Genomic DNA, 12,373 nt, shown 5'->3' with positions numbered 1-12,373 from the left:
GTGAACGCCCTCCTGGCCCGCAGGGAAACACTAGCGCAAAACTTTTGCCGAAGTCGTGCTAACTGCAACGCAGCGAACACAATGGTTTCGCCCTTCGCACCGCAGCGCGCATATAGGGAGTTCAAGGAGCAAGCTGTTTTAGAAAGGACAAGGCTAGGTGGATGGTGAGTGTTATCTGGGAACGAGGTCCTGGTGACCTTGCGAGCCATCGGCCACTGATCTCGCTTTGTGAGAACCAAACAGGGCGTGGCTGAGCCTTAAAGATGCTGGCTGCCTGAATGGCGCTCGAAGACAGCCGTTGTTCTATCTATTCTGCGGCTGTGGATAACTTGAGCGGGCGTCTATGAAATTACCCAGGATCCAGAAACAACAAAGCCCCTGCATTTCTGCAGGGGCTTCGTTTTGTATGGTGCCGGCACCAGGAGTCGAACCCGGGACCTACTGATTACAAGTCAGTTGCTCTACCAACTGAGCTATACCGGCGTGTTAGGGCGACGATTATAGCGATTGGCGGGGTTCTGTAAACCCCTGAAATCTGACTATTTTTGCGTGGCCTGTTGAGGGCGCTGGCCGCGCTCCTCGGTGAGTCCTGTCGAGCGGGAAGATTGAGCGCTGCGCCCCTCTGGGCTGAGGGGCGTCGCAAGGCTCTGTGGCCAGGGTGGGCGTTGTGCCAGGAGGAGGCGGGCCTTGCCGCGTTGGCTATGCCTTGTCCTGTTTCTCCAGCTCGCTCTGGGCGTCATGGAACACGCTGTCGGGATAGGGGTACCACCAGCTCTGAATCCGTGGTTTGTGGTCGATGATGACCATCTTCGAACGGCGAAACGCGTCCAGTCCCTGGCGGCCCAGTTCGCTGCCGATCCCTGACATTTTCCAGCCGCTCAATGGCAGGGCGTCGTTGTCCACCAGGGGGTTGTTGATCCATACCATGCCCGCTTCAAGGCGTTCGGCCGCTTCCATCGATTCGGTCAGGTTGGTGGAAAACAGTGAGGCTCCCAGGCCGAATGGCGAGTCGTTGGCGCGGCGGATGGCCTCGTCGAAATCGGCGACGCGACAGACCGCCGCCACTGGCCCGAAGCATTCCTCTTGCAGGATCGCCATGTCACCGGTGACGCCACTGAGGATGGTCGGCTCGTAGAACCAGCCGACAGGGCGGTCCTGTGGGATGCGCCCGCCGCACAGCACGCGGGCGCCTTTGGACACGGCGTCTTCCACCAGGCGTATGACTTTGTCGCGTGCCGCTTCGCTGACCAGCGGTCCGATCTCGGAGCGCTCCAGGCCGTGGCCAATCCGCAGTTGGCGGGTCTGCTCGACGAAGCGGGCGACAAATGCCTCATAGATGTCGTCGACCACGTACAGGCGTTCGGCCGAGGTGCAGATCTGTCCGCTCAGATGAAAGGCGGCGGTCACTGCGCCCGCTACCGCGACATCCAAAGGTGCGTGTTTGGAGATGATCATCGGATCGCTGCCACCGGCCTCGATCACGCAAGGCTTCATCAGATCGGCACAGGTCACGGCCACGGCGTGGGCAGCGGCGATACCTCCGGTAAAGGCCACCGCGTGGGTGCCGGATGATTGCACCAGCAATTGGGCGGTGAGGGCATCCCCCGGTACGCAACACACCAAGCCTGGCAACAGGCGGGTGAAGTGGCTGAGAAATTTCAGGGTGCAGAGGGTGGCGCTTTCCGCCGGTTTGATGATGCAGGCGTTGCCCGCAGCCAGGGAGGCCGCGACGGTCCAGCACATCAGCAGAATGGGGTAGTTGAAGGGCATGATGTGCACGCTGACCCCATAGGGCTCATAGCGCACATGCTGGAATGAGCCGGTTTGCGTGGTACCTGCCACTTTGCCGGCATCGTCTCGTGCCATCTCCGCGTAGTAGCGGAAAACCGACGCACAGTTGGCCAGCTCGCCCATGGCTTCCGGAAAGGGCTTGCCGGTCTCCAGGGTCATCAGCCGCGCCACTTCACGGTTGAGGCCAGCCGCTTTCTCTATGCTCTCGGCCAGTTCGTGCAGGCGTGCGGCCCGGCTTCGGGTATCCACTCTGGCCCATTGCTGTTGCGCCGCATTGGCGGCATTCACGGCAGCTTGCACATCAGCCTTTTCGCCGAGGCCCATGCGCCCGACGCGCTCCAGGGTCGCCGGGTCGAAGACTTCGCGGAGCCGGCCGCTGGCGGGTGTCAGGTAGTGGGGATTGATAAAGTACAAAGCGCTTTCACAGGTAAAACTGGTCATTGTTCTGTCCTTGAAACCCTGGGTGAATGAAGAGCCCTCAGTAACGGCTTTCAGCGAATCATGTAGACCTTCTTGATCGTCTGGTGGACGGTGCAGGTGCCTTTCCAGTCCTGGCGAAAGAACGCGCTGCTGCCCGGGCGGATTTCGATCACTTCCCCGGACTCATGGACATAGGTGCAGCGCCCTTCAAGAAAGTGACAGAACTCATCCCGGGTCACATGGCACCTCCACTTGCCGGGAGTGCAGCGCCACAGGCCGCATTCCGACTGGCCTTGTGCACCCTTGTGCAGAAGCACGCCGGCAACCCGTGACTGGCCTTCCAGCATCTCTGGTATCTCGCCCCAATCCTGCAGCTCGGTGATCTGCAGCGGGTCCTGTAGCAGCGGTGTGTTCATCGGTCGCGCTCCTTGTGTTGCACTCCCTTTCGAAGGTTGGGCCGGACCTCGCGCTTGAGGAGGTCATCGAGCAGGCGTGCGGCTTCTTCGGTGCCCTGGCGTGATTGCATCTGGGCGCTGGTGCGTTGCAGGCGTTGGCGCAGCACGCTGTCGTTGAGGCAGGCGCTCAGGGCTTCGGCCAGTTGCGCTTCGGTCCATTGGTAACGGTCGAGCCGGAAGCCGTGGCCGGTTTCCTGGGCCCGCATGGCGTTGTCATGGCCGTCCCAGACGTAGGGCATGACGATGGCCGGCTTACCGAAGTACAGGCACTCGGTGAAGCTGTTGTTGCCACCGTGGTGGATGACCACGTCCACCTGGGCGATCACCGAGGGCTGCGGCAGCCAGTCGGCAATCTGTACGTTGTCCGGCAATACCGGGTACTGGTCCAAGTGCTCGCCGACATTGACCAGGGCTCGATAGGGCAGTTTGCCGAGGGCGTCTATCAGGCGTTTGAGCAAGGGGATGTCACTGCTGCCCAGGCTGCCGAAGCTCACGTACAGCAATGGCTGGTGGCGTTGTACCGGGAACTCGGGGATCTCATAGGGGCTGTCCTTGCGCACGCTGCCTTGCAGGTAGTGGAAGCGCTCGGCAGGCAATGGGTGGCGTCGCTTGAAGCGGACGGCATCGGGATAGAGCAGCAGGTTCATGAACGGCGAGGGTTCGCAGAAGGTGCCCAGGGGATAGGGTTTCTCGCCCTGGGCCTGGAGGAAAAGGTTGAAGTCCTCGTGGATCGGGCGGATCACTTCCTCGAAGCGCGCTCGGAAACCGTCATGACCGGCTTTGTCCTGAACGCTCATCCCGGACAGGTGCGGCGGGATGTCCGGGTCGCCGATTTCATTCTCCGAGCAGGAAATGATGCGCACCCAGGGCGCGCGGTACTGCTTGATCGCGGGAAACATGACGACGTTGTCGACGCAGATCAGATCGGGTTCGACCCTCGCCAGCACCGCAGGCAGTTCCTTCTGTGCCCATTTCGCCGTATCGACGATCGCTGCCCAGCATTCCTTCACATAGGTGTCGATCTGCTCCAGGGGTGTTTTGCGAAAGTTCGGCAGGTGGCCGTTGATGAAGTCGATCCAGTAACGGGCCATCTCTGCGGCCGGCATCGGCGCGGACATGTTCACCCGGTGTTCCTCAAAGCCGAACCTGGCATACACGCCTTGCATGCCAGGGTCCGTGAGGAATACGGCCTTGTGCCCGAGTGCCTCGCAGGCCTGGGCGATACCCACAGAGTTCAACGCCGGCCCGTAGGCGGCTTCAGGAAAGAAGGCGATCACTTTTTGTGACATGGATAGAGGCTCCCGCCCGGGCATCAGCCGGGCTCGCTAGTCCTTTAGGGGGTTCCTATCGCGCACTGCAGCGCTCTCCAGAGCGAAGCGTTCCAGGTGTGTAAACGAAGATCAGTGAGACGCAGCAACGAACACGCCAGGGGTGTTCGGCAAGAGGCGCTTAATAGGGCGGGACGAGCGTTGGCAGCGATCTGTTCATGCCGCGACGGCAAATCGGGCGCAGAAGGCGCCGAGTGCGCAGGGCAAGGGGAGCCGGTTGCCGGGGGCACACTGCAGTGCGCGGAGGGGGCTGGTTGTGGTGCAAGGGATTGGGCTTGAGCACTGGGTTCACCTGAGTTTTTGGTTGCTGACTCAAAGGCACGGCCTTGGAAGCTAGTGCCGACTCAGGCGCCTGTCAAACAGCGGTTGCCTGGCCGATGATTCAGTGCAGACTGCCTTCACTCGGCCGATAGCCTGCTCAGCCGCTTATGCCGCTTCAGACAAAGGAAAGATCAGTCATGAAACCCGGAAATATCCCCTTGCTGGCGCTGCTGTCGTTGCTCGGCGCCTGCAGCGTCAAGCCGGTGCTGCCTTATTCGGAACCGCCCCTTGGCGTGCCGACGGCGCAGTTGCGGGTGATCACCAATGGCGAGGTGCGCGGTGAGGCCTATGCCGGTTGCCAGGGTGACAGCAAGCGCCTGGCCAAGGCCGGGCGTTTCGGCAGCGATCAACAGGCGAACATCAACTATCCGCAGTTCCCGCTGCAGCCGAGGCAGATCGACATGTTGCCGCGTTTCGCGCCGAAGCTGCCGTCCTATGTGGGTGCGATCCGTATGGGCGAGGGGGCTTACACCGAGGTCGTCACCGAGTATCGGGTGCCCGCCGGCAGGCCTTTTCTGCTGGAAGGGGGAGGTGTGGCTGCAGGCAGTTATGGCAGTACCTATCGCACCTGTGCGCCGGTGAAGAAGGTGGTGCTGTTCGAGCCGGGCAAGAGTTACGAAGCCTTTGTCGGCTTGAATTACATCCCGGTGGCCGGAGGCGAGGTGCAGGCGATGTGTGCGTTTGCGGTGTACCAGTTGCTGCCGCTGAGCAAACCGGGGGCAACCTTGCCGCTGGCGGTCCAGTCCAGGCCTCCAGCGGATCAGCGTTGCCCCGGTCAGTGAATGTCCCCGGCCGGCGTTCAGCCGTTCGGGGAGCCTTTGCCTAGGCCTCCCATCCTGCGTGGCTGACGGCTTTCTGCACCAGAGGGTGCAGGTCCGCTCCTTGCTGCTCGGTCTGCCAGGCCAGCAGTTCCTTGCGCATGGCCGGGGTCCAGTACATTTGCATGTGGTTGCGCACGTTGAGCACCGCCTGGTCCTGATTGGGCTCGTTGACGAAGTAGGCGGCGATCTGGTTGGCCATCTTGATCAGGTTGGCGGTGCTCATCGGCGCACCTCCGCCTTGCCATCCCGGGAGCGGCCGCGCTTGTCCAGCAGGCGATGCTGTTCATCGCTGAAGGCCTGGTAGCGTTTCTGCCATTCGGAAGGGTGATAGACGCGGCTGACTTCCACCGCCGTGACCTTGTACTCCGGACAGTTGGTGGCCCAGTCGGAGTTGTCGGTGGTGATCACGTTGGCCCCCGATTCGGGGAAGTGGAAGGTGGTGTAGACCACCCCCGGCGCCACTCGCTCGGTAACCCGGGCCCGCAGCACGGTCTGCCCGGCGCGGCTGCCGATGCCGACCCAGTCGCCTTCGTTGATGCCCCGGCTCTCGGCGTCGGTGGGGTGGATTTCCAGGCGGTCCTCGGCGTGCCAGGCGACGTTGTCGGTACGCCGGGTCTGGGCACCGACGTTGTACTGGCTGAGGATGCGCCCGGTGGTCAGCAGCAGCGGGTAGCGGCCATTGACCTTCTCGTCGGTGGGCACGTAGCCGGTGAGCATGAAGCGCCCCTTGCCGCGCACGAACTCGTCGATGTGCATGGTCGGCGTGCCGTCCGGCGCGGCGTCGTTGCACGGCCATTGCAGGCTGCCGTGGCGGTCCAGGCTGGCGTAGCTGACGCCGGTGAAGGTCGGGGTCAGGCGGGCGATTTCATCCATGATCTGCGAAGGATGGTTGTAGTGCATCGGGTAGCCCAGGGCCGCGGCCAGGGCCAGGGTGCCTTCCCAGTCGGCCTTGCCACCCAGGGGCTCCATGACCTTGCGCACCCGGGAGATGCGCCGTTCGGCGTTGGTGAAAGTGCCGTCCTTTTCCAGGAACGAGGAGCCCGGCAGGAACACGTGGGCGAACTTGGCGGTTTCGTTGAGGAAGATGTCCTGCACCACCACGCATTCCATGGCCGACAGGGCCGCGGTCACGTGCTGGGTATTGGGGTCGCTCTGGGCGATGTCCTCGCCCTGGCAGTACAGGCCCTTGAAGCTGCCGCCCAGGGCCGCTTCGAACATGTTGGGAATGCGCAGGCCGGGGTCGGCTTGCAGGGTGACGTTCCAGGCCTGCTCGAACTCCTGGCGCACCGCCTGGTTGGAGATGTGCCGATAGCCCGGCAGCTCGTGGGGGAAGGAGCCCATGTCGCAGGAGCCCTGGACGTTGTTCTGCCCCCGTAGCGGGTTCACCCCGACCCCTTCGCGACCGATGTTGCCGGTGACCATGGCCAGGTTGGCGATGCCCATCACCGAGGTGCTGCCCTGGCTGTGCTCGGTGACGCCCAGGCCGTAGTAAATCGCGGCGTTGCCGCCGGTGGCGTACAGGCGCGCGGCAGCGCGGATGTCGGCGGCGGGGACGCCGCAGATGGCGCCGAGCACTTCCGGCGAGTTGTCGGCGCGGCTGACGAAGGCGCTCCACTGGGCAAAGGCTTCCGGCTCGCAGCGGGCGTCGACGAACCCCTGGTTGACCAGCCCTTCGGTGACGATCACATGGGCCAGGGCATTGAGCATGGCGACGTTGGTGCCCGGGCGCAGAGCCAGGTGCAGCTCGGCGCGGGCGTGTACCGAGTCCACCAGATCGATGCGTCGCGGATCGATGACGATCAGCTTGGCCCCTTCACGCAGACGCCGCTTGAGTTGGGAGCCGAACACCGGGTGGGCGTCGCTGGGGTTGGCGCCCATTACCAGGATCACGTCGGCCTGCATCACCGAGTCGAAGCTCTGGGTCCCGGCGGATTCCCCCAGGGTCTGTTTGAGACCGTAGCCGGTGGGCGAGTGGCAGACCCGCGCACAGGTGTCGACGTTGTTGTTGCCGAAGGCTGCCCGCACCAGTTTCTGCACCAGGTAGGTTTCTTCGTTGGTGCAGCGGCTGGAGGTGATACCGCCGATGGAGTCGCGGCCGTACTTGAACTGGATGCGCCGCAGCTCGCTGGCGGCGTAGGTCACCGCTTCGTCCCAGCTGACTTCCTGCCACGGGTCGCTGATGTGTTTGCGGATCATCGGTTTGGTGATGCGGTCAGGGTGAGTGGCGTAGCCCCAGGCGAAGCGGCCCTTGACGCAGGAATGGCCGTGGTTGGCCTGGCCGTTCTTGTCCGGAACCATGCGCACCAGCTGGTCGCCCTTCATCTCGGCGCGGAACGAGCAGCCCACCCCGCAGTAGGCGCAGGTGGTGATCACCGCCCGCTCCGGCTGGCCGATTTCCACCACGCTTTTTTCCATCAGGGTCGCCGTCGGGCAGGCCTGCACGCAGGCGCCGCAGGACACGCATTCGGAGTCGAGGAAGTTGTCGCCTCCGGCTGCCGCGACCCGGGATTCGAAGCCGCGGCCGCTGATGGTCAGGGCGAAGGTGCCCTGGGTTTCCTCGCAGGCGCGCACGCAGCGGTTGCAGACGATGCACTTGCTCGGGTCGTAGTCGAAGTAGGGGTTGGAGGTGTCTTTCTGATCGTCCAGGTGGTTGGCGCCGTCATAGCCGTAGCGCACTTCCCGCAGGCCCACCTGGCCGGCCACGGTCTGCAGTTCGCAGTTGCCGTTGGCCGAGCAGGTCAGGCAGTCGAGCGGGTGGTCGGAGATGTACAGCTCCATCACGTTGCGGCGCAGGGTCGCCAGCTTTGGCGTTTGCGTATGCACCACCATGCCTTCGCTGACCGGGGTGGTGCAGGAAGCCGGGTAGCCGCGCATGCCGTCGATTTCCACCAGGCACATGCGGCACGAGCCGAAGGCTTCCAGGCTGTCGGTGGCGCAGAGCTTGGGGATGGTGGTGCCCAGCAGGGCGGCGGCGCGCATCACCGAGGTGCCCTGGGGCACGCTGATGTTGCGTCCGTCGATGTTCAGGCTGACTTGCACCTGGCTGTCGCGGGCTGGGGTGCCGAAGTCCACGGCATTGAGGTCGATGTCTGTGGCTGGGTCGAAAATACTGATCATTGGTCGGCCTCCGAGGGCTGCAGACCGAAGTCGGCGGGAAAGTGCTTCAGGGCGCTGGCCACCGGATAGGACGTCATCCCGCCCAGGGCGCACAGCGAGCCGTATTGCAGGGTGTCGCACAGGTCTTTGAGGATCAGCGCCTGCTCATCGCGCCGGCCTTGATCGGGGGCTGCCAGCAGGCGGTCGATGACCTCCACGCCGCGGGTCGAACCGATGCGGCACGGGGTGCATTTGCCACAGGATTCCTCGGCGCAGAATTGCAGGGCGAAGCGCGCCATGTGGGCCATGTCCAGGCTGTCATCGGCCACCACCACACCGCCGTGGCCGAGCATCGCGCCCATGGCGGCGAAGGCTTCGTAATCCAGCGGCGTATCGAACTGTGCAGGGGGCACCCAGGCGCCGAGCGGGCCGCCGACTTGCGCAGCCTTCAGCGGCCGACCGCTGGCGGTGCCGCCGCCGTAGCCTTCCACCAGCTCGCGCAGGGTCAGGCCGAAGGCCCGTTCCACCAGGCCGCCGTGACGCACATTGCCCGCCAGTTGGAAGGGCATGGTGCCCAGGGAGCGGCCCATGCCGTAGTCGCGATAAAACGGCGCGCCCTTTTCCAGGATCAGTGGCACCGAGGCCAGGGTCAGCACGTTGTGCACCAGGGTCGGCTGGCCGAACAGGCCTTGCAGCGCCGGGATCGGCGGCTTGGCGCGAACGATGCCGCGCTTGCCTTCCAGGGAGTCCAGCAGGGCGGTTTCTTCGCCGCAGATATAAGCCCCGGCACCGACCCGCACCTCCATGTCGAACGCCTGGCCGCTACCGCCGGCATTGGCCCCGAGATAACCGGCATCCCGGGCGATTTCCAGGGCTTCGCGCAGGGTCGCCACCGCCTGGGGATATTCCGAGCGCACGTAGATGTAGCCGTAGCTGGCGCCGACCGCGATACCGGCAATGGCCATGCCTTCGATCAGCAGGAACGGGTCGCCTTCCATCAGCATGCGGTCGGCGAAGGTGCCGGAGTCGCCCTCGTCGGCGTTGCACACCACGTACTTCTGCTGCTGCGGCGTGTCGCGCACGGTGCGCCATTTGATCCCGGCGGGGAAGGCCGCGCCGCCGCGGCCCCGCAGGCCGGAGTCGAGCACCGCGGCCACGGTCTGGTCACCGCCCAGGGCGACGGCGCGGCTCAGGCCCTCGAAGCCGCCGTGGGCCCGATAGTCCGCCAGGGACAGCGGCCGGGTAATGCCGGCGCGGGCGAACAGCAGGCGTTGCTGGCTCTTCAGGTAGGGCAGGTCTTCCACCCGGCCCAGGGCCAGGGGATGGCTGGCGGGAGCGTCTTGCAGGGCGTTCAGCAGCGAGGGTACGTCGGCGACGCTCACCGGGCCGAAGCCCAGGCGTCCATCCGGGGTATCGACTTCCAGCAGCGGTTCCAGCCAGTACAGGCCACGGGAGCTGGTGCGTTGCAGTTGCAGCGGTAGTTGGTGCTGCTCGGCCTGGGCGGCGATGGCGTCGGCCACCGCGTCGGCGCCCACGGCCCGGGCCAGGGAATCACAGGGCAGATAGAGGCTTGGCATCACGCGTCCTCCCGGCAACTGTCCAGCAGCGCATCCAGACGTTCGGCGCTGACCCGGGCATGCAACTGTCCGTCCAGCTCCAGGGCCGGCGAACAGGCACAGGCCCCCAGGCAGTACACCGGCCGCAGGCTGATGGAGCCGTCGGCGCTGCTACCGTGGTCATCCAGTTGCAGGCGTGCGCGCAGTTGCGCCGCCAGCTGCTCGGAGCCGCGGCTCTGGCAGGACTCGGCGCGGCACAGGCGCAGGATGTGGCGCGCCGGCGGTGCAGTACGAAAATCATGGTAGAAGCTGATCACCCCGCGCACTTCCGCCTGGCTCTGATTGAGCGCATGGGCGATTTCGGGGACGGCCAGATCGGGGATGTAGCCGAGCTCTTCCTGGATCTGGTGGAGAATCGGCAACAGCGCACCCGGGGAGCCTTTGTGACGCTCCAGCAGGGTGTGGATCAACGGCAGATGCAGTGTTTCATCAGGCATACAGCAATTCCTCACGGTCACGGACAAACCTGGTGGTTGTCGGCTGTCCGAAAGTGTCGGCTGCGGCACTTGTTGCCACGTCACGGTAGCGCGGCGTTTCAGGCCGTTGGCCATGCACCCTGAATGGGTATCTTGTTGTACCCGGTGCGGTCGTTGCCGCACCTGTTCAGGGCATAAAGGGCAGCTTGACACGCTGCCTCTGATTGATCCGCACGAAAGCGACTTGCTCAGTTCCGAATACGACCACCCGTTGAGTCTAGAAGAGCCTGGGCAACCGAGTGAGCGAGCTGCGCACTATCGGACAAAACCGAGGGGACTAGGCATGACTTCGGTCAGCTCGGTGGCGAATAGCCGGACGCGGGGGAGGGCTGTGGAGGGGCTGTGTGGCGAGGCCGCTTGCTCCCTCGCCACAGGGGGCAATCAGGAGCGGGCGCGGCGCTGGGCGGCGTACTGCAGGGCCAGGCGGCCCATGAGCACCAGCAGGGTCAGGCCGATCAGCAGCACCGAGATCGCCGCCACGCTAGGATCGACGTTATCCCGCAGGCCGCTCCAGATCCGCCGGGGCAGGGTGTTGACGTCGACACTGGTGATGAACAGGGTCACCGCCACCTCCTCCCAGGACAGGGCAAAGCTCAGCAGCGCGGTGGAGAAGATCCCCAGCTTGAGGTTCGGCAGCATCACCAGGAAGGTGGTCTGCATCAGGCTGGCCCCCAGGTTGCGCGAGGCCAGCTCGATGCGCCGGTCCACTTGGCTCAGGGCCACCAGCATGGTCACCACGCCGTAGGGCACCACCATCACCACGTGGGCGATCACCACCCCGGGCAGGGTGTCGTAGCCCCAGCCCGGGGCGATGCGCCCGAGGTTGGTTTCCATGAAGTACAGCACCAGCGCCGAGATCACCGGCGGAATGGCCATGGGCAGCAGCACCAGGCCGATCAGCAGGGTTGCCAGGCGCGAGCGCAGGTACCAGATGCCGAGGCTGAAGCTCACCGCCAGCAAGGTGGCGATCAGGCTGGTGGCACTGGCGATGGCCAGGCTCTGGCCGATGCTCGACAGCCAGTCGGGGTTGCTCAGTAATGCCTCGTAGTGACGCAGCGACCAGTTGCCCTCGGGCATCGACAGGTAGCGCTTGGCGGTGAAGGACACCGGGATCACCGTCAGCAGCGGGAACAGCATGAAGGCCATGGCGACCACGGCGATCAGCCGGGTACTCAATGCAGTGCGATGTGTATTCATAGTGACCTCAACCCACCAGTCGATTGACACGGGTGATGCGCAGCAGCAGCCAGATCAGCGCGCTGACCAGGGTCAGCAGCACCAGGCTCAGGGCCGCGCCCAGACCCCAGTTGCTGGTCTGGAACATCTGCAGGAACACGTACTCGGCGATCATCACCGTCTGCCCGCCACCCAGCAGCACCGGGGTGATGAAGAAGCCCAGGCAGAACACGAACACCATGATGAAAGCCCCCAGCAGCCCTGGCAGGGTCTGGGGCAGCAGCACTTGCCAGAAGGTCCGCAGCGCACCGGCCCCCAGGCCGCGGGAGGCCAGCAGCACCCGTTGATCCAGCTGGCGCATGCTCGACAGCAGCGGGAACAGCGCATAGGGGATCATGAAGTGCAGCATGCCGATCACCACCCCCAGTTCGTTGCGGGTCAGTTGCAAGGGGTGATCGATCCAGCCCAGGGACAGCAGGCTGTCGTTGACCACGCCATTGCTGCGCAGGGCGATCAGCCAGCCGAAGGCCCGCACCAGCACCGAGATCCAGAACGGGATGAACACGCAGATTTCCACCATGCGCTGCCAGAACGGCGGGCTGAACACCCAGCAGTAGGCCAGCAGGTAGCCGATCACCAGGGCCAGCAGGCTCACGGTCAGGCACAGGCGCAGGGTGCGCAGGAGCATGTCGTGGATCGCCGGGTCCGTGGCGATGCGCTGGTACTGCTCGATCCCGGGCTCGGGCAGGGTGAAGCTCCAGCTCACCACGCCGAAGAACGGTAACAGGTAGAACACCACCAGCAGCAACGGCAGGGGAAACAGCAGCAGGCTGCGTTCCAGGCGTGCGGTTCGGGTTGCACTCATGGTCGACG

General features: G+C 64.4%; 10 protein-coding genes and 1 tRNA gene. 1 reads left to right on the top strand and 10 read right to left on the bottom strand.

All coding sequences use genetic code 11. From position 1 onward, the window contains the following. Positions 1-407 precede the first annotated feature (407 nt). From FW796_RS15825 to FW796_RS15810, 4 genes are all read right to left on the bottom strand, one after another. Positions 408-483: transfer RNA gene (locus FW796_RS15825), tRNA-Thr, on the bottom strand. 216 nt (positions 484-699) lie between these two features. Beyond that, positions 700-2,232 carry an aldehyde dehydrogenase family protein gene (locus FW796_RS15820; RefSeq protein ID WP_346634159.1) on the bottom strand — a complete coding sequence of 511 codons (1,533 nt, stop codon included), beginning with the start codon at positions 2,230-2,232 and terminating at the stop codon, positions 700-702. A 50-nt stretch (positions 2,233-2,282) separates the two neighbouring features. Beyond that, positions 2,283-2,627, bottom strand: a complete 345-nt coding sequence (locus tag FW796_RS15815; RefSeq protein ID WP_346634160.1) for a cupin domain-containing protein — start codon at positions 2,625-2,627, stop codon at positions 2,283-2,285. Then, complete coding sequence (locus FW796_RS15810; protein WP_446439548.1) at positions 2,624-3,955, bottom strand: nucleotide disphospho-sugar-binding domain-containing protein; 1,332 nt, start codon at positions 3,953-3,955, stop codon at positions 2,624-2,626. Before FW796_RS15810 ends, FW796_RS15815 begins: the two co-directional genes overlap by 4 nt. 497 nt (positions 3,956-4,452) lie before the next feature. Here FW796_RS15810 and FW796_RS15805 point away from each other — a divergent pair, with 497 nt between their 5' ends. Next, on the top strand, positions 4,453-5,097 hold the full coding sequence (locus FW796_RS15805; protein WP_346634162.1) for an amidase: 645 nt from the start codon (positions 4,453-4,455) through the stop codon (positions 5,095-5,097). A 40-nt stretch (positions 5,098-5,137) separates the two neighbouring features. Here FW796_RS15805 and FW796_RS15800 read toward each other — a convergent pair whose 3' ends face one another. The 6 genes from FW796_RS15800 to FW796_RS15775 all read right to left on the bottom strand — a co-directional run bounded on the left by FW796_RS15800 (position 5,138) and on the right by FW796_RS15775 (position 12,365). Next, complete coding sequence (locus FW796_RS15800) at positions 5,138-5,359, bottom strand: formate dehydrogenase subunit delta (RefSeq protein ID WP_123724168.1); 222 nt, start codon at positions 5,357-5,359, stop codon at positions 5,138-5,140. Beyond that, positions 5,356-8,253 (bottom strand): formate dehydrogenase subunit alpha, encoded by a 2,898-nt coding sequence (gene fdhF / locus FW796_RS15795; RefSeq protein WP_446439547.1) that lies wholly within the window; start codon positions 8,251-8,253, stop codon positions 5,356-5,358. Before fdhF ends, FW796_RS15800 begins: the two co-directional genes overlap by 4 nt. Further along, positions 8,250-9,809 carry an NADH-ubiquinone oxidoreductase-F iron-sulfur binding region domain-containing protein gene (locus tag FW796_RS15790; RefSeq protein ID WP_446439546.1) on the bottom strand — a complete coding sequence of 520 codons (1,560 nt, stop codon included), beginning with the start codon at positions 9,807-9,809 and terminating at the stop codon, positions 8,250-8,252. Before FW796_RS15790 ends, fdhF begins: the two co-directional genes overlap by 4 nt. Beyond that, positions 9,809-10,285 (bottom strand): formate dehydrogenase subunit gamma, encoded by a 477-nt coding sequence (locus FW796_RS15785; protein WP_123724165.1) that lies wholly within the window; start codon positions 10,283-10,285, stop codon positions 9,809-9,811. Before FW796_RS15785 ends, FW796_RS15790 begins: the two co-directional genes overlap by 1 nt. A gap of 420 nt (positions 10,286-10,705) precedes the next feature. Continuing rightward, positions 10,706-11,521, bottom strand: coding sequence for an ABC transporter permease (locus tag FW796_RS15780; RefSeq protein ID WP_077933215.1), 816 nt, complete (start codon positions 11,519-11,521; stop codon positions 10,706-10,708). Positions 11,522-11,528: 7 nt separating this feature from the next. After that, positions 11,529-12,365 carry an ABC transporter permease gene (locus tag FW796_RS15775; protein WP_102882151.1) on the bottom strand — a complete coding sequence of 279 codons (837 nt, stop codon included), beginning with the start codon at positions 12,363-12,365 and terminating at the stop codon, positions 11,529-11,531. Positions 12,366-12,373 lie beyond the last annotated feature (8 nt).

The sequence above is a fragment of the Pseudomonas sp. 910_21 genome, assembly GCF_052850735.1.
The sequence above is the reverse complement of the archived record's forward strand: the minus strand, read 5'-3'. Positions and strand labels throughout refer to the sequence as shown.